This is a genomic window from Azospirillum doebereinerae (genome assembly GCF_003989665.1).
In the GTDB taxonomy this organism is placed as follows: Bacteria; Pseudomonadota; Alphaproteobacteria; order Azospirillales; family Azospirillaceae; genus Azospirillum; species Azospirillum doebereinerae.
Genome location: NZ_RZIJ01000012.1, coordinates 91,363 through 110,353, shown reverse-complemented (window position 1 = coordinate 110,353; position 18,991 = coordinate 91,363). Strand labels below are relative to the sequence as shown.

At 67.4% G+C, this 18,991-nt stretch carries 16 protein-coding genes; 4 read left to right on the top strand and 12 right to left on the bottom strand.

The genetic code is table 11. The features are described 5' to 3' along the window. Nucleotides 1-53: 53 nt before the first annotated feature. On the top strand, nucleotides 54-1,151 hold the full coding sequence (locus EJ913_RS16150; protein WP_126999664.1) for a response regulator: 1,098 nt from the start codon (nucleotides 54-56) through the stop codon (nucleotides 1,149-1,151). 44 nt (nucleotides 1,152-1,195) lie between these two features. Here the strand turns inward: EJ913_RS16150 and EJ913_RS16145 are convergent, their stop codons facing one another. The 7 genes from EJ913_RS16145 to EJ913_RS16120 all read right to left on the bottom strand — a co-directional run bounded on the left by EJ913_RS16145 (nucleotide 1,196) and on the right by EJ913_RS16120 (nucleotide 7,255). Then, on the bottom strand, nucleotides 1,196-2,356 hold the full coding sequence (locus tag EJ913_RS16145) for a cytochrome-c peroxidase (protein ID WP_126999662.1): 1,161 nt from the start codon (nucleotides 2,354-2,356) through the stop codon (nucleotides 1,196-1,198). 130 nt (nucleotides 2,357-2,486) lie between these two features. Then, on the bottom strand, nucleotides 2,487-3,332 hold the full coding sequence (locus tag EJ913_RS16140; RefSeq protein ID WP_244939376.1) for a uroporphyrinogen-III synthase: 846 nt from the start codon (nucleotides 3,330-3,332) through the stop codon (nucleotides 2,487-2,489). Between the two features lie 47 nt (nucleotides 3,333-3,379). Beyond that, nucleotides 3,380-4,006: a class I SAM-dependent methyltransferase gene (locus EJ913_RS16135; protein ID WP_126999660.1), complete on the bottom strand. Its 627-nt coding sequence runs from the start codon at nucleotides 4,004-4,006 to the stop codon at nucleotides 3,380-3,382. 133 nt (nucleotides 4,007-4,139) lie between these two features. Continuing rightward, on the bottom strand, nucleotides 4,140-4,292 hold the full coding sequence (locus EJ913_RS31660; protein ID WP_185909797.1) for a hypothetical protein: 153 nt from the start codon (nucleotides 4,290-4,292) through the stop codon (nucleotides 4,140-4,142). 159 nt (nucleotides 4,293-4,451) lie between these two features. Beyond that, nucleotides 4,452-5,009, bottom strand: a complete 558-nt coding sequence (locus EJ913_RS16130) for a hypothetical protein (protein ID WP_126999658.1) — start codon at nucleotides 5,007-5,009, stop codon at nucleotides 4,452-4,454. Nucleotides 5,010-5,210: 201 nt separating this feature from the next. After that, nucleotides 5,211-6,698, bottom strand: a complete 1,488-nt coding sequence (gene ccoG, locus EJ913_RS16125; protein ID WP_126999656.1) for a cytochrome c oxidase accessory protein CcoG — start codon at nucleotides 6,696-6,698, stop codon at nucleotides 5,211-5,213. 224 nt (nucleotides 6,699-6,922) lie between these two features. Continuing rightward, a complete protein-coding gene (locus EJ913_RS16120; RefSeq protein ID WP_338019053.1) occupies nucleotides 6,923-7,255 on the bottom strand; it encodes a YqaA family protein in 333 nt (110 codons plus the stop codon). A 347-nt stretch (nucleotides 7,256-7,602) separates the two neighbouring features. Between EJ913_RS16120 and EJ913_RS16115 the strand changes: the two genes are divergently transcribed. Further along, nucleotides 7,603-9,510, top strand: a complete 1,908-nt coding sequence (locus EJ913_RS16115; RefSeq protein WP_126999652.1) for a PAS-domain containing protein — start codon at nucleotides 7,603-7,605, stop codon at nucleotides 9,508-9,510. Nucleotides 9,511-9,619: 109 nt separating this feature from the next. Continuing rightward, nucleotides 9,620-11,233, top strand: coding sequence for a 3-(methylthio)propionyl-CoA ligase (locus EJ913_RS16110; RefSeq protein ID WP_126999650.1), 1,614 nt, complete (start codon nucleotides 9,620-9,622; stop codon nucleotides 11,231-11,233). Nucleotides 11,234-11,331: 98 nt separating this feature from the next. Here EJ913_RS16110 and EJ913_RS16105 read toward each other — a convergent pair whose 3' ends face one another. Beyond that, the gene (locus EJ913_RS16105) at nucleotides 11,332-12,171 is read right to left on the bottom strand and encodes a 2-keto-4-pentenoate hydratase (protein WP_126999648.1); all 840 of its coding nucleotides are present in this window, start codon (nucleotides 12,169-12,171) and stop codon (nucleotides 11,332-11,334) included. A 165-nt stretch (nucleotides 12,172-12,336) separates the two neighbouring features. Between EJ913_RS16105 and EJ913_RS16100 the strand changes: the two genes are divergently transcribed. Next, nucleotides 12,337-13,617, top strand: coding sequence for an acetylornithine deacetylase/succinyl-diaminopimelate desuccinylase family protein (locus tag EJ913_RS16100; protein WP_126999646.1), 1,281 nt, complete (start codon nucleotides 12,337-12,339; stop codon nucleotides 13,615-13,617). 195 nt (nucleotides 13,618-13,812) lie between these two features. Here the strand turns inward: EJ913_RS16100 and EJ913_RS16095 are convergent, their stop codons facing one another. From EJ913_RS16095 to EJ913_RS16080, 4 genes are all read right to left on the bottom strand, one after another. Continuing rightward, a complete protein-coding gene (locus EJ913_RS16095; RefSeq protein ID WP_126999644.1) occupies nucleotides 13,813-14,430 on the bottom strand; it encodes a hypothetical protein in 618 nt (205 codons plus the stop codon). A 438-nt stretch (nucleotides 14,431-14,868) separates the two neighbouring features. Then, entirely contained in the window at nucleotides 14,869-15,249 is a 381-nt protein-coding gene (locus tag EJ913_RS16090) for a tudor domain-containing protein (RefSeq protein WP_211098969.1), read from the bottom strand. Nucleotides 15,250-15,477: 228 nt separating this feature from the next. Continuing rightward, entirely contained in the window at nucleotides 15,478-18,246 is a 2,769-nt protein-coding gene (locus tag EJ913_RS16085; protein WP_126999642.1) for a bifunctional diguanylate cyclase/phosphodiesterase, read from the bottom strand. Then, a complete protein-coding gene (locus EJ913_RS16080; RefSeq protein ID WP_126999640.1) occupies nucleotides 18,246-18,752 on the bottom strand; it encodes a hypothetical protein in 507 nt (168 codons plus the stop codon). The genes EJ913_RS16085 and EJ913_RS16080 overlap by 1 nt, the downstream gene beginning before the upstream one ends. Between the last annotated feature and the right edge of the window lie 239 nt (nucleotides 18,753-18,991).

Sequence of the window (18,991 nt, the reverse complement as noted above, 5' to 3'; positions counted from 1 at the left end):
CCCGCCCTCCCCATTCACCGACCCAATCCGTTGCGACCGAGACGCTGCCCGAGATGACCGACGCCGAACCCCGCCGCCCCGTTGTGCTCGTCGTGGACGACACGCCGGACAATCTGGTGCTGATGGCCAGCCTGCTGAAGGACACCTACAAGGTGAAGGTCGCCAGCGGCGGCGAGAAGGCGCTGCGCATCGCCCAGACGGTGCCGATGCCCGATCTGATCCTGCTGGACATCATGATGCCGGACATGGACGGCCACGCGGTGTGCCGCCGGCTCAAGGCCGATCCGGCGACCCGTGACATCCCGGTGGTCTTCCTGACCGCGCTGTCCGATCAGTCCGACGAGCAGGCCGGGCTGGAGCTGGGCGCCGTCGACTACATCACCAAGCCGATCAGCGCGCCCATCCTGCTGGCCCGCGTGCGCAACCACCTGCGCCTCAAGGAAGCGGCCGACTTTCTCCGCGACAAGGCCGCCTTTCTGGAAACCGAGGTGAAGCGCCGCACCGCCGATGTGCAATCCATCCAGGACGTCACGATCATGGCCTTGGCCTCGCTGGCGGAAACCCGCGACAACGAGACCGGCAACCACATCCGCCGGACCCAGCACTACGTCCGCGCGCTGGCGGTGGAGTTGCAGGGCCACCCGCGTTTTTCCGGCACGCTGACCGACGCGGCCATCGACCTCCTCTACAAATCGGCGCCGCTGCACGACATCGGCAAGGTCGGCATCCCGGACGCCATCCTGCTGAAGCCCGGCAAGCTGACGCCGGAGGAGTGGGAGATCATGAAGACCCACGCCGCGCTGGGCCGCGATTCGCTGATGCGCGCCGAGGGGCAATTGGCCGGGGGCACCCCGTCCTTCCTGCACTTCGCCTGCGAGATCGCCGAGGCCCATCATGAGAAATGGGATGGGTCGGGCTATCCAAAGGGGCTGAAGGGCGACGACATTCCGGTGTCCGCCCGGCTGATGGCGCTGGCCGACGTGTACGACGCGCTGATCTCCAAACGCGTCTACAAGGCGCCGATGCCCCACGCGCAGGCCGCCGCCATCATCGTGGAAGGGCGTGGGCAGCACTTCGACCCCGATGTGGTCGATGCCTTCCTGCGGATCGAAGGGCGTTTTCTGGACATCGCCGCGCAATACGCGGAGTGAGCGGGTGGCCGGCGACGCCTGGTGCCGCCGGCCAAGTCAGCGCTTCACTTCACCAGATGCTCGTAGCGTGCATCGGTCAGCGTCTTCATGAAGGCGACCAGCGCCTTGACCCGGCGGTCGTCCAGCGCCGGGCTGGCTTCCAGCTCGGTCATCGACAGGGTGCCGGCAACCTCCGGCCTGCCCCAGGGCTTGCCGGTTTCCGGGTTGATCTTGGCCTTCTCGGTCCGGCTGTTGTAGCTGTTGTAGAAGCGGACCACCGTTTCCAGATCCTGGAACACGCCGTTGTGCATGTAGGGGCCGGTGACGGCGACGTTGCGCAGGGTGGGCGTCTTGAACTGGCCGTCCTGCGCGCTGCCGGTGGAAACCGGGGTTCCGCGCAGGCCGTGATCGACGAAGGCCTTGCCCTTGCCGTTGGCCGCCCGCAGCGCCGCGTTCGCCGGCACGCCGATGTTGTGGTACTCGTAGTTGGTGAAGGTCTCCCCGGCCGAGGCCGGCATCGCCTTCAGCTTGTGGCACTGGTTGCAGTTGGTGAACTGGGTCGAGAAGAACAGGGTCATCCCCAGATCCTCCTCGCCGGTCATCTTGTATTCGCCGCGCAGGTAGCGGTCGTATTTCGAATCGAAGGGCGAAACCTGGGCCGTTTCCTCGAAGCGCGCCAGGCTGTCGCTCATCGCGTCGTAGGCGCGCTCGGGATCGTCCAGCACCCCGGCGCCGTAGAGCGCGACGAAGGCGCGGGCGTAGTTCGGGTTTTCCTTCAAGCGCTCCTGCATCTGCGCCTTGGAGGTCATGCCCATCTCGTCGGGGTTCATCGGCGGGCCGCCGGCCTGCTCCTTCAACGTCGCGGCCCGGCCGTCGTGGAACTGCCCACCGACCGGCTTGCCCTTGGCGTTGACCGAGAAGGCCGGGCTGAACCGCGCGTAGGCGACGGTCGGCGCGTTGCGGTCGCCGATGGAGGTGCCGTTGGCGCCGCGCGACGCCGCGCCCACGACGCCCCCGTCGCGCGGATCGGCGAAGCCCGACATCGGGTTGTGGCAATCGGCGCAGGATTGGCTGCGGTTGAAGGACAGGGCGGTGTCGGAAAACAGCGCCTCGCCGAGGGCCTCTTTGGTCGGAAGCTCCTGCGCGGCGGCGGGCAGGCCGGCGAAGGCGAGGAACAGGGCGCCCGCGACGGTGGCGCGGCTGAATGGGAATGGGATGTGACGCATGGCGGACTCTTTCGGAACCGGTCCCGACGACTTCGGACCGGTTGCCAGTATGGACCCGCCTGATTAACCGGCGATGAGAATCGCTATCAACACGGTGAGACAGATTGCCGCCGTCCCGCCTCTCCGGCCGTCACCCCTTGGCCAGCAAGTCGCGGATGGCGTTGACCAGCGGCTTCATGTGGAAGGTCGATTGCGGCGACACGGCGACCACGCCCCCGGCGGCCTCCACCGCCTCCGCCACCACAGGGCCGACGGCGGCGATGCGGGTGTTGCGGAAGGCCGCGCCGAAGGCGTCCGACAACCCGCAGGATTCGGCCACCTCGTGCAGGCGGCGCACCTGGGGCGAGGCGGTGAAGGCGACGAAATCGATGCGCCCGGCCGCCATCTCGCGGATCGCCGCCTCCACGGCGCCGGTCTCCGAATCCGAGGCGTAGCGGTAGGGCGTGACCGCATCCGGCTCGCCGCCGCGCGCCCGCACCGCGTCGAGCAGAATGTCGTTGGGGTTGCCGGGATAAAGTTGCACGCCGACCCGCCGCCCGGTCAGATCCTCATCGGCCAGCGACAGGATCACGCCGTCGGTGGTCGGGGCGGGGGCCGATGCGTAGGGGGCGAGACCGATCTCGCGCAACGCCTTTACCGGCTTGGGGCCGCGCACGAAGATGCGGGTGCGGCCGAAGGCGGCGATCACCTCGGCTTCCCGCTCCATGGCGCGGGCGACCGTCATCAGGCGGCGCAGGCCTTCCCCGGTCAGCAGCACGATGTCGTCGAAGCGGCCGTCGAGCAGCCGGTTCAGCCAGTCCACCGCCGGGGCGGGATCGTCGAGGTCGAGGATCTTCACCATCGGGCAGCGGATGGTCTCCGCCCCATGCTGCTCCATCATGCCGGCGAACAGGTCGAGGTCCCGGCTTTCCGGCACCAGAATCCGCCGCCCCGCCAGATCGCCGCCCATGGTCGCCCTCTCGATTGCGCTGTCCAACCGCTTGAGCCTAACAGGCTCCGCCGCCGCGCGTCACGCGTGACTCGTCACGCGTTCTGGCGGCGGCAGTGCAGCAGGCTGAAGAGGCCGAAGGGCGGCACCGTCCGGACGCTCTCCACCGCTAGGCGCGAGCCCTTCATCATGGCGTCCATGGTGAAGTCCGGCCGCCAGCCGAGTTTCTTCGACAGCGGCGCCAGCCAGCCTTCCACCGCGCGCCGGAGGCCGGGGCGGGGGGCGGCGAAATGATTGACGATGACGATGTCGCCGCCGGGTTTGCAGACGCGCTCCAGCTCCGCCATCGTGCCCTGGGGGTCGGGGACGACGGTCATCACGTACATGGCGACCACCACGTCGAAGCTGCCGTCGGCGAAGGCCAGCTTGCCGGCGTCCATCTCCAGCAGCCCTTCGACATGGTCGAGCCGCTCGCGCGCCACCCGCTCCTGCGCGACCTTCAGCATGTCGGTCGACAGGTCGATGCCGACGACGCGGTTGTCCTTGCGGTAATCGGAGAGCGACAGGCCGGTGCCGACGCCGACCTCCAGGATGCGCAGTCCGCCCCGGCGGTTCAGCCAGGCGACCGCCGCGTGCCGGCCCGAGGCCAGCAGAACCCCGAACACGCGGTCGTAGAAGCCGGCGTAGCGGCGGTAGGCGGCACGGATGGAATCGGCGTCCATGTCTTGGTGTCCTGTCGGTTCGGCCGCCGGCTCCCACAGCCGAGACGTGGCCGGCGCGGGACCATAGCGGGCTTCGTTCCGTCAGGAAAGCGATGCGAACGGGCTAGGAAGTCCGGAGGAAATCCGAAGGGGCTCAGCCACGGATGTCGTTGCGGAACAGTTCCATGTCGAGCAGTTCCATGCCCAGCAGGCCGTGGAGGTCGGGCTTGCGGAAGGAGCGGCGGCGCAGGACGGCGCGGGCGCGGCCGATCAGGGCGGTGCAGCGGTCGGTGATGGTCGTGCGCATGTCCGGCTCGTCCTTGAGAAAGATTGGCGGTGCGGTAAGCGTGCGTCGGCGAGGCTCCGAGGATCGAAGGCATGTCCGGTGGAGACAGAATGCTCCCGGATCGTGACAGTTTCCATCGCCCAAAGGTTCAAGACGAAAGGAAGGCGCCGTGGGAGCGGATCAGAGAAGCGCGCCGACCTGCCGTTTGAGCGCGTCGCGCGCCACCGGATCCAGCACCGGCACCCCGCCGCGCGCCTCCAGCACATAGGCGCCGGGGTCCGACAGGGTCCGCAGGGCGAAGCCAACCACGACCGGCGCTTCGGTGCGCAGGGGCTCGTCGTCGTAGATGGGAGTGAAGCTGCAGCCGCCCAGCATGGCGCGCAGCATCAGCGCCTCGTCCGAGGAGGCGCCCATGGCCGGCGCGTTGATGCCGAACAGCAGCCGTTCGGCCTCCGCCTCGTTGACGAGGCCGCGCTCCAGCAGGATGTCGACCATCGCCGACCCGGTCATCACCGGGGCCGAGCGGCCCTTCCAGCAGAACCGTCCGTCGTCCCAGCCCACGTCCAGGCAGCGGAAGACCATGTGCGGTTCGGGCGTTCCCGGCGTGCCGGAGACGATGTAGTTGACCCGCAGCAGCCCATTCCACACGCCCGCCGGGGCGACGATGCAGGACAGGCCGTTGCGCGTCAGGCGCAGGTAGGTGTCGTTGATGCCCGAGGGCTCGAAATCGAAGAGCATGGCTGCCTCACCTCGTTCCGGGATTGTCCATCCCTCGTTCGATGAGTCAGGTGAGGCGCGGAACGCAATCCGCAAACTGTCCATGCGGAGAGGCCCCATTCGATCCATGGCAAAAAGGCGGTAGGCCGAAGTGCGGCCCGCCGCCTTTTTTGCACGCGATCCGGGTGGGAGCCCGGTCCCGAAGTCTCGGTCGGCGTCCCTTTACCGGCCGGGCGCCGGTCCCATGAAGACGCTGTCGTGGCTGTCCTGGTCGGCGTTGGCGCTGTCGACCAGCTGGAAGGTCAGCGGCACCGACGCCTCCTTCAGGCTGGAGCGCGGCGCCGTCACGTAGACACGGTAGGTGGCGACGCTGTCGGGCGAGGCCGCGATCAGGGCGGCGTGCGTCTGGTTCGCGGTGCTCTCGTCCTCGCCGATCACCTTCACCTCGGCCCCGGCCACGCCGGCGACGGTGAGGGTGTAGGCCCGCGCCTGCCGGGTCTTGTTGGCGACCTTGAAGGTGTAGGCGTTGCGCAGGCTGCCGTCCGACAGGGTGACGAACAGCGGCGCGCGGTCGCGCAGCACCGTGATGTCCAGACGGGGGCGCAGCGCGAAGCTCCAGGCCATGGCGCCGCCGATGACCAGCATCATCAGCCCGTACAGGATGGTGCGCGGGCGGATCAGGGTCCAGACATAGGGCTTGCCCTGGGCGCGGGTCTCCTGGGCTGCCAGCGAATCGAAGGCGATCAGCTTGGTCGGCAGCCCCTGCGCGATCATGATGCTGTCGCAGGCGTCCACGCACAGGCCGCAGTTGATGCAGTCGGCGGCTTCCTCGCCGCTGCGCACGTCGATGCCGATCGGGCAGACCTGGACGCAGGCCTTGCAGTCGATGCAGTCGCCGAAGCCCTTGGCCCGGCGCTCGTCCCAGCTCTGCGACTTGCGCTTGGGGCCGCGGTTGTCGCCCCGGTCGGCGCGGTAGGTGACGACGAGGCTGTGCTCGTCCAGCATGGCGCCCTGGATGCGCGGCCACGGGCACATGTACTTGCACATCTGCTCGCGGGTCCAGCCGGCCATCAGATAGGTCATGCCGGCGAACAGGGCGAAGAAGCTGTAGGATTCGTAGGAGGCCTGGAAGGTCACCAGATCGAGCGCCAGGGCCGGCGCGTCGGTGAAGTAGGCGACGAAGCCGAAGCCGGTGACGAGGCTGAGGGCGATCCAGCCGGCGTGCTTGCCGGCCTTGCGCATCACCTTGCGGGGGCTCCAGGGGGCCTTGTCGTTGCGGATGCGCTCCGCCCGGTCGCCCTCGAAGATCCGCTCGATCCACACGAACAGGTCGGTCCACACCGTGTGCGGGCAGCCGAAGCCGCACCACACCCGCCCGGCCAGCGAGGTCGCCAGGAACAGCCCCAGCGCCGCGAAGATCAGCACGCCGGTCAGGTAGTAGATTTCCTGCGGCCAGATCTCGATCCAGAAGATGAAGAAGCGCGGCGTCGTCAGATCGAACAGCACCGCCTGGGCCGGCGCGTCGCCGCCGCGTTCCCAACGGATCCAGGGGGCGATGAAGAACAGCGCCAGCAGGACCGTGAAGGTCAGCGTCTTGAGACGGCGGTAGTATCCCTTGACCGCCTTGGGATGGATGTTCTTCTGGCTTTCGAACAGCGTGACCGGGGCGGGAAGGGCCTTCTCCGGCTGAACGATGCTTCCGTCTGGCATGTCGAGGGGCCTGGTTCCGGGTCTGAGTGCGCGTGGACCATAGGCGGTCGCCGTCCCGTCTCCATTGACCTCGGTCAAACGGACAGGGGATTCTGGAAAATCTCGCGAAGCTCGCGGCTTCCCGGCGGCGCGGTGGATCCGCGTTTCAGGACCCGGTGATACTGCGCCGGACGCTTTCCCTCAAGAGTCTTATTGCGTCGATACGTGTCGCTAAGTCAATGATTCTAAATGGCAACCATCAGTATCGCGTAGCGTCCGGCCTTGCCCAGCGTGACCAGCAGCAGGAACAGCCGGATGTCCACCCGCAGGATTCCGGCCACCAGCGTCAGCGGATCGCCGATGATCGGAACCCAGGCCAGCAGCAGCGACCACACGCCGAAACGCTGGTACCAGCGCGTCGCCCGCTCGACCAGCGCGGGCGAGGCCGGGAACCAGCGCCGGTCCTGAAAATGCATCAGGTAACGTCCGAGCGCCCAGTTGGCGGCCGATCCCCCGACGTTGCCGACGGTCGCCACCAGGATCAGCAGCCCGTCGTCGTAGCGGCCAGACGCGTGCATGCTCGCCAGCAGCAGTTCGGACTGGGCGGGAAAAATTGTCGCGGCAATGAAAGAGACGAGAAAAAGCCCTGAATATGCCGCTATGTCGGGCATTGATAATCCTTCCCGGCCAGCGGTTTGCAACGCGGTCTTCCGCGTGTCAGCGCAGCATTAGGAGGCGAAGGGCAATGATTTCAAGCGGAAAGCGTCCCGCCGTTGTTACAGCTTGTCGCTTGTCCGGCAACCCAGAAGGGACAAGAATGGAACGGATGAATTCAAAACGTGTTTTAGTGTGATTTGTGCCACTTTGTAGGGAATTCCGGGCGCCAGCCCTTGGGAGATTGTTCCTGCGCAGGAGGAGCGCGCGCATGACGGACGGGGGATTTGCCCGCTTCGGCGCCGACGGTCGGCTGGTGTGGTCGAACGTGGCTTTCGCCGGTCTGTTCGGCGCCGCTCCCGGTGGCGTGCCGCTCAAGCTGTCCGGTGCCACGCTGGACGATCTGTTCGGCCGGCCGGCGGCGGATTCTCTGCGCAAGGGGAAGGCCGAGGATTGGCCGTTGCCCGGCGGCGCCACGTCGATCCTGACGCTGGGGCAGGGAGAGGCGGGCGGCTGGCTGCTGTCGGCGACCGGTCTCGCCCCGGCCTCCTGCCCGACGTCCCCGCCCGTGCCGTCCGACCGGGAGAGCCCCTGGGCCAAGACCAGCCTCGTCCTCGAATGCCTCAGCCAGGGCGTCATGGCCTTCGACCGCCATCTGCGGCTGGTCGCCTGGAACCACCGGGTGCTGGAGTTGCTGTTCATCGACCCGGCCTTCCCGCGCTACGAACAGCCCTATGAGGAGGTGGTCCGCCACATCGCCGAACGGGGCGGCTACGGCGGCGGCGCGGTGGCGGACTTGGTGGCGCAGCGGCTCGACTACATCCGCAACGCCTCCTGGCCCTTCTACAACGAGCGCGTCCGGCCCGACGGGCTGATCATCGAGACGGTGACGCTGGCCCTGCCCGACGGCGGCTTCGTCACCACCTACGCCGACATCACCGAGCGTAAGCGGACCGAGCGCGAACTCGCCGCCAACCGCGAGTTGCTGGAATTGGCCATCCGCGCCGCGCGGGAGGGCATCTCGCAGTGGGAGCTGGGCGGCGACGGTGTCTGGTTCTCGCCGCAATGGTGGGGGCTGCTCGGCTACGGCGAGGCGGAGATGGACAACCGCCGCCAGCGCTGGGAGGAACTGATCCACCCCGACGACCGTCTCGACGCGCTGCGGATGGTCGCGGAGATGACGGCCGGGCTGGCGATGGAAAGCCATCTGCTCCAGCGCTACCGCCACAAGCAGGGCCACACGGTCTACCTGGACACGCGCTGCATCGGCGTTCCGGGCGACGACGGGCGGCCCTTCCGCATCGTCGGCTCCCACACCGACGTGACCGAGAGCGTGCGCGCTGCCGAGGCCGTGCGCAGCGCCAAGGACGAGGCGGAGCGCGCCCTGCAGGACCTGAAGGAGGCGCAGGTCCATCTGATCCAGGCCGAGAAGATGGCGGCGCTGGGCTCGCTGGTGGCCGGGGTGACGCATGAGATCAACACGCCGGTCGGTATCGCGCTGACCGGCGCCTCGCTGCTGGCCGACAAGGCGCGGGGCCTGCGCCGGCTGTTCGAGGAGGGGACCCTGCGGCGCGGCGACTTCGCCGACTTCATGGACACCGCCGACGAGGCGACGCAATTGATGCTTTTGAACATCGAGCGCGCCGCCCGCCTGATCCAGAGCTTCAAGCGGGTCGCCGTCGACCAGGCGAGCGAGGAGCGCCGGGTCTTCGAACTGAACGACTACATCCACGAGGTCCTGCGCAGCCTGGGCATGCGGATTCGCCGCGCCGGCCACGCGGTGAGCGTGAGCTGTCCGGACACCCTGACGCTCGACAGCTACCCCGGCGCCTTCGGGCAGATCCTGACCAATCTGGTGATGAACTCGATCGTCCATGGCTACGGCGCCGAGCGGCGCGGCGCCCTGCGCATCGCCGTGACCGAGAAGGACGGCGAGGTGACGCTGGTCTACGCCGACGACGGGCGCGGCATTCCGGCCAGCCTGCACGGCCGGGTGTTCGAACCCTTCTTCACGACCAGCCGGGACAGCGGCGGCAGCGGGCTCGGTCTGAACATCGTCCACACGCTGGTGACGCGAACCTTGCGCGGCCATGTCCGGCTCGACAGCCGGCCGGGGGAGGGCGCCACCTTCACCCTGCGCTTCCCGCGCGTCGCCCCGCGCGACCCGCCGCGCTCCTGATGCGGGCTTGTCTGGAAACCGCTTCACGCCGATTCTAGGATGGTGGAACGGGCGCCGGCCCGCATAGGACCGGACGCCACGACAAAACCAAAGAACCGGGAGTGAAACGATGCTGCGCGGAATGATGATGGGGACGCCCCTGCTGGTCACCTCGGTGCTGCGCCACGCGGCGCTCTACCACGCCGACACCGAGATCGTGTCGCGCACGACCGAGGGGCCGATCCACCGCCACAGCTACGCCGACGCCTGGGCGCGGGCGCAGAGGCTGGCGAACGCGCTGGCGGCGCTGGGATTGCAACCGGGCGACCGGGTCGGCACGCTGGCCTGGAACGGCTACCGGCATCTGGAATGCTATTACGCCATCGGCGGCTCGGGGATGGTCTGTCACACCATCAACCCCCGCCTGTTCCCCGAACAGATCGCCTACATCGTCAACCACGCCGAAGACCGCGTGCTGTTCGCCGACCTCACCTTCATCCCGCTGCTGGAGGGCATCGCCGATCACCTGAAGGGGGTGAAGGCCATCGTCGTGATGACCGACGCCGCCAACATGCCGGCGTCCTCGCTGCCCAACCTGCTGTGTTACGAGGATCTGCTGGCCGAACAGCCCGACCGCTTCGACTGGCCGGAGCTGGACGAAAACACCGCCTGCGGCATGTGCTACACCTCGGGCACCACCGGCAACCCCAAAGGCGTGCTGTACAGCCACCGCTCCGCCCTGCTGCACGCGATGGCGGCCTGCCTGCCCGACGTGTTCGACCTGTCGGCCTCGGACGTGGTGCTGCCGGTGGTGCCGATGTTCCACGTCAACGCCTGGGGCATCCCCTACGCCGCGCCGATGGTCGGCGCCAAGCTGGTCTTCCCCGGCCCCAAGCTGGACGGCGCCAGCCTGCACGAGCTGTTCGAGGCGGAGCGCGTGACCAACACCGCCGGGGTGCCGACCGTCTGGCTCGCCCTGCTGAACTGGCTGCACGCCAACGGCAAGACGTTGGGCACGCTGCGCCGCGTCGCCATCGGCGGCTCCGCCTGCCCGCCGATGATGATCCAGCGCTTCCGGGAGCTGGGCGTCGAGGTGCTGCACGCCTGGGGCATGACGGAGACCAGCCCGCTCGGCCTCGCCAACATGCCCAAGGGCAAGCACGCCGGGATGGACGCCGATTCGTCGCTGGCGCTGGCCTCGAAGCAGGGGCGGCCGATCTGCGGCATCGAATTGCGAGTCGTCGATGCGGCCGGCGTCGACGTGCCGCGCGACGGCACCAGCTTCGGCCGGCTGCTGGTGCGCGGCGCTTGGGTGTGCGGCGGCTATTTCGGGGTGGAGGCCAGCCCGGCGCACGAGACGATGCCCGGCTGGTTCGAGACCGGCGACGTGGTGACGATGGACGCCGACGGCTACGTCCAGATCGTGGACCGCACCAAGGACGTCATCAAGTCGGGCGGCGAGTGGATCAGCTCCATCGACTTGGAGAACATCGCGGTCGGCCACCCCGCCGTCGCCGAGGCCGCCGCCATCGCCATCCCCGACGAGAAATGGGGCGAGCGCCCGCTGCTGGTCGTCGTGGTGAAGGAGGGCGCCAGCCTGACCAAGGAGGACCTGCTGGCGGTGTTCGAGGGCAAGGTCGCCAAATGGTGCATCCCCGACGACGTGCGCTTCGTCGAGACGCTGCCCCACACCGCGACCGGCAAGCTGCTGAAGAGCAAGATCCGCGAGTTGGCGGGGGCCTGAACTTCGGCCCATTTCTGCGAAGGCGCATAGGTGCTGACAGAGCCCCTCTCCCGCGAGGGGAGAGGGGCTAACTTTCTTAATACCGAACTCTACGCCCCTCACACCACCGGCGTGGCGGCGACGGCGGTGCCGGTCATCGGCTCCAGGCCGGTGAAGCTGATGCGGGCCTGCTGGCCGGCGTTGATCGGGTGCATCCCGCTGAGCGCGCCTGTGGACAGCCACTGGCCGGCCCTCAGGGGATGCCCCAGCCGCGCCGCCATGCCCAGCGCGAAGGCCACCGCCGTGGCGATGCCGCCGGGGATGCTGGCGGTGCTGCCGACGCCGACGCTCTGGTTGTCGATGACGACCTCCGAGCGCAGAGTGTCGAGCGCTTCCAGCCCGCCGGGGATCTCCGCGCCGACGACCAGCCCGATGTTGTTGCCGAAGGCGGCGGCGGCCACGGTCGGCCCCAGCGTGGTGATCGTGGACAGTGGGCTGCCGACGATCTCGATCCCGGCGTGAATGGAGGCGATGAAGGCGCTTGCCTCGGCCGGGGAATAGTCCAGCTTGTCGGCGGGCGCGTCGGCGGCGATGCGGACGACGAACTCGGCCTCGACCGCGCCGAATCCGCTCGGGATCACCGGGAAGGACAGCGCGCCCTCGCCGGCCTTGGCGACCATGCCGGTAAAGATCGGGCCCAGGAAGCGGCCGCTCCCCAACTGCTCCTGCTTGGCCGGGGGGACCAGCGCGATCTTCCAACCGGCGATGGGGTCGGCCCAGACGCTGGCCGCCGTCAACTGGATGGCGTAGGCGGTCGCCAGATCCTCCGGCGCGGGGCCGGGGAAGGCGTCGAACCCGACCGCCGAGCGGCGTCCAGCGACGAAGCGGGCGGCCGCGTCGGCGATGGCCGAATCGTCGAGCGTCGGACGCTCCAGTCCGGCGGGGTGCGTGACGGTCATCCTGCGTGCTCCAAAGCGTAGTGGTCGGTGGTGTCGTCGGGGGACTGTAGCGGCGCCCGGCGCCGGACGGAAGGCTCGGGCGGGCGAAAGCTGTTTCCGACGGAGGGCTGGACGCACGGCGGGGGAGGGTGGACACTCGGCGACACAGACAATCCGGGAGACGCCATGCCGCCCCTTCCCCCCACCGACACCCTGTTCCGCCGCATCGAGGAGCGCCGCGACGATCTGGTGGCGTTGACGCAGGATCTCATCCGCATCCCCACCGTCAACCCGCCGGGTGACGTCTACACCGACTGCGCCAAGCTGATCGGCCGGCGGCTCGCCGCGCGCGGCTTCCAGGTGGAGTATGTGCGGGCGGTGGGGGCCGCCGGGGACAGCGACCGCTACCCGCGCACCAACGTCGTCGCCCGCATCGAGGGCGCACGGCCGGGTCCCTGCGTGCATTTCAACGGCCACATCGACGTGGTGCCGCCAGGGCAGGGATGGACGGTCGATCCCTTCGGCGGCGAGGTGCGGGACGGGCGGGTGTATGGGCGCGGCGCCTGCGACATGAAGGGCGGCATCGCCGCGTCGATCGTCGCGGTGGAGGCGCTGCTCGACGAGGGGCTGCTGACCGCCGGCGCCCTCGAGATCTCCGGCACGGTGGACGAGGAGTCCGGCGGCTACGGCGGGGTCGGGCATCTGGCGACGCTGGGCTATTTCTCCAGGCCGCGCGTCGACCACGTCATCATCCCGGAGCCGCTGAACGTGGACCGGGTCTGCATCGGCCATCGCGGCGTCTGGTGGGCGGAGATCGAGACCAAGGGCCGCGTCGCCCACGGCTCCATGCCGTTTCTCGGCAACTGCGCGGTGCGCCACATGGGCGCCGTGCTGCACCGGATCGAGGAGGATCTGATCCCCCGCCTCGCCGGGAAGCGCACGGCCATGCCGGTGGTGCCGGAGGGTGCCCGGCAATCCACCATCAACATCAACGCCATCCATGGCGGCCAGCGCGAGGACCACGACGGGCTGCCCAGCCCGATGGTGCCGGACCGCTGCCGCATGGTGATCGACCGCCGCTACCTGATCGAGGAGGACCCCGAGGCGGTGCGCGGCGAGATCGTCGGCATCCTGGAGGGGCTGCGGGCCTCGCGCCCCGGCTTCGACTACGACCTGCGCGAGGTGCTGGCCTTCCTGCCGACGATGACCGACGCCGACGCCCCGGTGGTGCGGGCGGTGGCCGGCGCCATCGAGACGGTGCTGGGCCGCCCGGCCGAACGGGTGGTGTCGCCCGGCACCTACGACCAGAAGCATGTGGTGCGGGTCGGCCACCTGAAGGACTGCATCGCCTACGGTCCCGGAATCCTCGATCTGGCCCACCAGCCCGACGAATATGTCGGCATCGACGACATGGAGCAGTCGGCCAAGGTCATGGCGTTGGCGACGCTGGAATTGCTGCGGGGGTGAAGAGGGGGCTCTCGCCTCGTTGGGCTGGGAGGAGATGAACCTTGGCCCCTCGGTGGGGTGGGCGAATTTTTACCATGAGATAAGGGCAGGGTGTGCGTGGAGGCTGCGAAGGCCCGCAGTGGTTATGCACGGGCATGGTCTTTTCCCGCCCATTCTTTCAGAATTATTGGGTATTTCCGCTAATTGGGCGCACTGTCAACGGAAACGGAAAGGCAAGCGAAACCCCATTTTCGCCGTGTTGAAGCCGGCTTTCCGAAACTCCTTTTCCAACAGTTCCATCGCTTTCAAACGATTGACCATGCCCGCCTGCTCTCGTGGATTGATTTTTTCCAATTTGAACATGCTGAAGGAATTATCCCCAGTTGACGATGAATAAGCAGCTTTGATCGCAATTTCTAAAATAGGATCGTACATATCGGGCGCTGGGATGTTTCCCAGAGTATTGTCGAGCTGATTTCTTAACTTTCCAATCCATGTCTTTCTTGCTGCGTAATATTTTGAATCTTCGTAAATTTTATTCACGGCAGTATTGACGGATGGAATGTCCTGAATGCCATCGGCCTGAAGATTTATCGCTCCCCAACCGTATCTGGACGCCTTTTTATTGTCCTGGTTGACCAGCCAATCGTAAATGACTTGCGACTTCGCTTTGGAGGGCGCCTGTTGGAATTGCTCCGAACACGTGATGAGAACCGTTTCAGCGGACACCCCGGCAAAGGCACCCCACATCAAAAAGACCGGGCGATCGTTCAGGCTTTTCGCCTCTTTCCTATACCGTGCAAACGATAGGGCGTCAGTTTGGGGATCTATCATTTGTCGACTGCTTCGGTGATTGCGCATTGTGGTTCAAGGAAAAATCTATCAGATCGCTTTTTCCCCTGTTAGCCTTGGTGTCCATTTCTTTTGATCCTGCGTCCAACCGGATGTTCGCTCACCGAGCCGGCAACCGCTGACCGATCAAGCGATTGGCGAGGGGGCCGCCAATGAGAACGCGGATGACGGTCCAGGCGGAGCCGCCCCGGCGGTGCACGGTTCCGCAAGAGCTGGTTTCGCTTGTCAACGCGGAAGCACCGGTGCCGACCATCATGGCTTTCGCCGTGAACACGCGGTCGCGACAGTCTATGGCGTACGGCCAAAGCCGGCGTTGCGGCGGTCCGATGCGGCCTTCCAGCTTTTGGCCGGTGGGCCACATGGGTTTCAAAGCGGCTCCGCCGAGGATCGGCCAATGAAAGCCTTTCCTCTCCTCAGGCATCACTTCGAACGGCAGCGCCCGGTCTTGGTCTTCTCCTTGTCGCCGTCATCGTAGTTGATGCCGATGTTTTCGGCGTCCAGCGAGGCGATCACGCCCGAATACCACTTGCCGGCGCCCTTATAATTGCACTCGACCTTCCCGCCGACCTTCCAGTCGTAGGGGCGCAGATTCGAGAGGCTCACCGTTTCCTTGTCGCCGTCGTCGTACACGACGACGGCCTTCGACTCCGTCACGCTCTGGATCACGCCGGGAAACCAGTAGTCGCCACCCTTGTAGCGGCCGAGAACCCAATCGCCCTTCGTTTGGGCAACCGCTCCGCCGATCCCCGCCATCATCACGCCAGTGGCCAAAGCGAGCGCCAAAACCCGAATATGCATCATGATCCCCCCGATAAGTGCCCGTGTGGCACGATCAAACGATCCATTGTTTTCAAGGGTGGCGCAAGCAGCAAGTCAAAATTGCGCTTTTGGAATGCTCTTTACCTTTTTTCTTCAATGGTTAATGCGCGATTGTCTCTATTTTTTCCGGCGCCTGATCGTTTTATTATTGATGGTGTTCGGATCAGGGGAGATTAAATCCGTTAATGATGGCCGACGGCCCTCTCTTCATCACCGAGCCGGCAGCGCGGCCAACAGCGCGTCCACCTGCTCCACCGGAACCGGGCGGCTGAACAGGAAGCCCTGGTAGCTCTCGCAGGACAGGTCGCGCAGAAGCTGCAACTGCTCCTCCGTCTCGACGCCCTCGGCGATGACCGACAGGCCCAGGCTGCGGCCCAGCCCGACAATGGCGCGGGGGACCGACGCGTTGCTGGCCCCGGTGGACAGGTCGTGGATGAAGGACCGGTCGATCTTCAGCTTGTCGATCGGGAAGCGGTGCAGGTAGCTGAGCGACGAATAGCCGGTGCCGAAATCGTCCAGCGCGATCAGCACGCCACGCGCCTTCAGCGCCGCCAGGGTCTCGGCGGCGGCGGGCACGTCCTCGATCAGCGTGCTCTCGGTGACCTCGATCTCCAACTCCGGCCCGGACAGGCCGTTGGCCTCCAGCGCGTGGGCGACCTTGGCCGGAAGCTGCCCGTCGCGGAACTGCGCGCCCGACACGTTGACCGCCACCGGAACGTCCAGCCCGAAGCGGTCGCGCCAGCGGCGGATCTGCGCGCAGGCCTCGAACAGCACCCAGTCGCCCATGGCGACGACCAGCCCGGTCTCCTCGGCCACCGGCAGGAAGCGGCCGGGCATGATCAGCCCCTCCTGCGGGTGGCGCCAGCGGACCAGCGCCTCCAGCCCGACCAGCCGGCCGTCGATGGTGTCGACCTGCGGCTGATAGACCAGGAACAGCTCGCCATCGCGGATCGCCTGGCGCAGGCTGCCTTCCAGGTCCATGCGCTCGCGCGACTTCGCCCCCATCTCCTTGGTGACGAAGCGGTAGCCGTTCCGCCCCTGCTCCTTGGCGCTGTACATGGCGATGTCGGCGCAGCGGATCAGCCCCTCCACGTCGTCGGCGTCGTCGGGGTAGAGGCTGATGCCGACGCTGGGCGTCACGACGAAGCTCTGGCCGCCGACCGCGAAGGGGCTGGCGAGATGCGCCACCACCTTTTCCGCGATGGCCGCCGCGTCGCCGGGCTCGTTCATCCGTCGGACGACGATCAGGAACTCGTCGCCGCCCAGCCGGCCGACCGTGTCGGATTCCCGCAGTCCGGACTGGAGCCGCTTGGCGACCGAGCGCAGCACCTCGTCGCCGAAGGAATGGCCCAGGCTGTCGTTGATCACCTTGAAGCGGTCGAGGTCGATGAACAGGACGCCGACCTTGCCGCCGTCGCGGCGCGCCTCGCGCAACGCCTGGGCGATGCGGTCGAACAGCAGGACCCGGTTGGGCAGGCCGGTCAGCGCGTCGAAATGGGCGAGGTATTGGATGTGCTGCTCGGCACGCCGCTTCTCGCCGATGTCCTCGGCGAAGACCAGCACGAACAGCAATTCGCCATGCGCCGTCACCGGCTGGAAATGCAGGCTGAAATGGTTGCGCCGCCCGCCGACCAGCAGGGGCTGGTCGGTCTCCAGCTTGCCGCTCTCGCCCCGGATGGCGGTGTCGAGCGCCGCGAGCACGGCCGGGTCGGCGGCGCGCAGCCGCAGGTCCAGCCCGGCCAGCGCCTCGCGCTCCAGCCCGGCGGCGCGGGCGAAGGCCGGGTTGGCGTCGATCATCCGCCCGTCGCGGTCGATGAGCGCGATGCCCAGTGGCGCCTGCGTGAACAGCTGCTTGCGCTCCGCGTCGCGCCGCATCAGCGATTCGGTCATCCGCTCGGCCAGGACCAGGGCGCGGGCGCGGGTCGCGCTCATCGCCCGCAGCAGCAGGAACAACGCGGCGCTGATCGTCAGCCCGGCGGCCAGCACCGCTTCCGGCACCCACTCCTCGGCGCCGTGCTCCGCCTCCGGGCGGGTCTCGTAATGCACCGTCCAGATCCGCCCGCCGACCAGCATCTCGCGGGCGACGGAGAACAGCGGCGTTCCCGCCACCGGCCGGTCGTTGCGGTAGAGGGGGAACTCGGCGTCGGCGGAGGGCGTGTCGAAGACCTCGATGCCCAGGTCGTGGCGGCCGGCGCCGAACAGCCCGTCCACCAGAGGCGCGATGCGGACCGGAGTCAACACCACGCCGGTGAAGGCGGCGCGGCGCGTTTCCACGGTCGGCGGCGGCCGGTCGCCGTTGTAGGTCGCCTGATAGAGGATGAAGGCCGCCTGCGGCGCGGAGACCTCGTCGATCTTCAGCGTGATGGCCCGCGTCGCCATCGGCTGCCCGCTGTCGCGCGCCTGCTCGATGGCGGTGCGGCGCAGCCCCTCCGACATCATGTCGAAACCGAGCGCCCGGATGTTGGAGTCGTTGACCGGGGCGGCGAAGATGTTGATCGCCCGCTCGGCCCCGGCGTTCTCCGGCCAGATGCGGAAATCCGGAACGCCGTCGGCGCGCATCGCGGCAACCAGCTCGGCGCCTCGCATGGCCTCGATTCTGCGGGCGTAGGCCACGCTGGTGATGCCGGGGTAGCGTTGCTGGATGTACAGCCCCTCGACGAAGCGGTTCCATTCCGCGCGGTGGACGGCGGGGAAGGCGGTGAACAGCGCGGCGGCCCCGCGCACCAACTGGTCGTAGACCTTCAGCCGGTCGCCGAGCTGGCTGTGCACTTCCTCCACCCGGATGGAGAAGCGGTGCTGGGCCTCCTCGTGCAGGGAGCGCGCGGACTGGTCCCACGCCAGGGCGGAGAGCAGCAGCCCACCGGCGAGCACCAGCCAGGGAATCCGCCGGGCCAGCGGCGACGGAATCGGGTCGGGCGTGTCGGACGAAGGCTCTATGGTCGATGTTTCTGGGACCAGCACCTCGGGGGCCTGATCCATCAAAACTCCTTCAGGATCTTCGGGCTGTTGACCAGAAGGCGTTCGATCATGCCCAGAATCTGCTCGATCTTGGTGCGGGTGGCGTCCAGTTCGTCGGCGGTCTTGTCGTCGATCCCGGCCTCCATCAGCATGGTGTCGAAGGTGTGCAGGGTCTCGTTGAACGCCCGCTGCTCGGCCTCCAGCACGTCGAAGGCGCCCAGCGAGCTGGTCAGCGCCAGCGGCGGCTCGCTGATGAAGCCGTAGCTGATGTCGGTGAAGATCGCGATGGCGGTCAGCTTCTGCCGCAGCACCCATTGCGGGAAGTTGGAGGGCAGCTCCTTGCCCGCCGCGTCCAGCCGGTCCTGGATCGAGAAGACCAGCCCCTGGATGTCGAGATAGGCGCTGCGAATCTCGCGAAACCGGGGAAAGGTCTTCGGATTCCCGGCGGCGCGCAGACGGCCGAGCGCCGCGACGTCCTCCGTCAGCTTGCGGGCCATCCGGAGCACGATGTCCGTCACCCGCGACATAGACCACCTCCGCTCACGCCCGCCTCTCCGTTTGCCGGTGGATTCGCGGCAAGCCTACACCAATTCCACTCCGATCGTTAGTGTTGGAAGGAGATCGCGGGCCGGATGCGGCGATGCGACGCCCGGACCGGCGGCGTTGACGCTGCGGCGTCCGCCCGTTAAGAACGACGGGCACACCCAAAGGAACGTCCCTTTCGATGACCCTCATCGTCGCCGCTTATCTGGAAAAGCGCAGCCGC